This is a genomic window from Moorena sp. SIO4A1 (genome assembly GCF_010672065.1).
Taxonomy (GTDB): domain Bacteria; phylum Cyanobacteriota; class Cyanobacteriia; order Cyanobacteriales; family Coleofasciculaceae; genus Moorena.
Genome location: NZ_JAAHHX010000789.1, coordinates 1 through 1,331, shown reverse-complemented (window position 1 = coordinate 1,331; position 1,331 = coordinate 1). Strand labels below are relative to the sequence as shown.

2 protein-coding genes are annotated in these 1,331 nt (G+C 39.5%); one reads left to right on the top strand and one right to left on the bottom strand.

The window, feature by feature from the left end; translation table 11 throughout:
• Positions 1–390 precede the first annotated feature (390 nt).
• Positions 391–939: a Uma2 family endonuclease gene (locus F6K53_RS42920; RefSeq protein WP_293086731.1), complete on the bottom strand. Its 549-nt coding sequence runs from the start codon at positions 937–939 to the stop codon at positions 391–393.
• A gap of 48 nt (positions 940–987) precedes the next feature.
• On the opposite strand from F6K53_RS42920, the gene F6K53_RS42915 reads away from it, so the two are divergent.
• Entirely contained in the window at positions 988–1,230 is a 243-nt protein-coding gene (locus F6K53_RS42915; RefSeq protein WP_293086728.1) for a type II toxin-antitoxin system prevent-host-death family antitoxin, read from the top strand.
• Positions 1,231–1,331: the final 101 nt, after the last annotated feature.

The following is a 1,331-nucleotide window of genomic DNA, read 5'->3' as shown; positions in this document are numbered from 1 at the left end:
AGGCATGCTAGCAAGAGGCATGCTAGCAAGAGGCATGCTAGCAATAGGGAAAATAGAGCCGGAGTGTTATAGCACTACGCACTATGGTGTTTGACAAGTGAATAAAAATTAAAATCGCTCAATCCCTTGATTAGTAAGCTTTTTTCTTCACTATTGCCTATTGCTAGCATGCCTATTGCCTGGCGCGTAGCGCTATATTGGACAGTAAAAATAGACTTCCTAGGTTTACGTCTCAAATACAAAGGCTATATATGGGGCGTTGCTAATACTTAATAAGTAACTTAAATTTCTGATTTAATTAAGCCCATTAGTTTGCGCTGCTTCCGCTAAAAGCGAACGCTTTATGTTAATTTTTGTGATTGCCTATTGCTAGCTTGCTTATTCCCTATTTTAGGTTAACGATACTAGCTTTTCTACTGATAGTTTAATATGCTCAAAAGCCACAAGGGATAGATTTCCTTGGCTGTAGGTTTGTTGATTTTGATAACTATTGCCCGATGGTTGCTGAAACACGATCAGTTGTTGAGCTTTCAAATCTACAACCCAATATTCTAAGATGCCAGCATTAGCATAAGTAATTCGCTTCTGTTCCAAGTCTTTTTCTAAGGTACTATCAGAGATTTCTATTAATAGGTAAATTTCTTCGGCAGAAGGGTGACGAGAGTCGTACAAGGAAACGGGCAATTTGACAACGGCAATATCTGGTTCTGGTTCTGAATCAGGAAGGGAAATAGGATGTGATTCGTAAATCTTGGCGCTACCTCGGAGCTGTTCCCGCAAATATTCCGCGATAGAATCGTTTATTTTTCGATGTAAAGGTCCCTCTGGTGACATCTCAATAATTTGCCCTTCTAGTAATTCGACACGACGCTCACTTAGGATACCTGCTGCAATCATGTGATGATAGTCTTCAATTGACCATTTAGCTAAGGTTATCATAGTTGTACTTATGGTTGATATACTATATTAACTAAATAATATGAAGATATGACGATTCATGTAAACCAACAAGAAGCTGAACAACGATTCTCTGAATTATTCAGTCAGGTACTCAAAGGAGAAGAAATTATCATTTCAGCACAGGGCCAAGAAATGGCAAGGATTATTCCGTCAATAAAACCACCAAAACCAAGAGTGCCAGGTATCGACAAAGGGCGTTTAGTTGTTCCAGATGATTTTGACGATCCTCTCCCTGAAGAGATTTTAGAATCTTTTTACGGTCAAGGATAAGGGATAAAATGCAAGCTCTACTTGATACAAATGCCTTTTTGTGGTGGGCTGCTGACGATCCGCGACTTTCTGCTACGGCTCGTGAGACTATTCAAGACCCT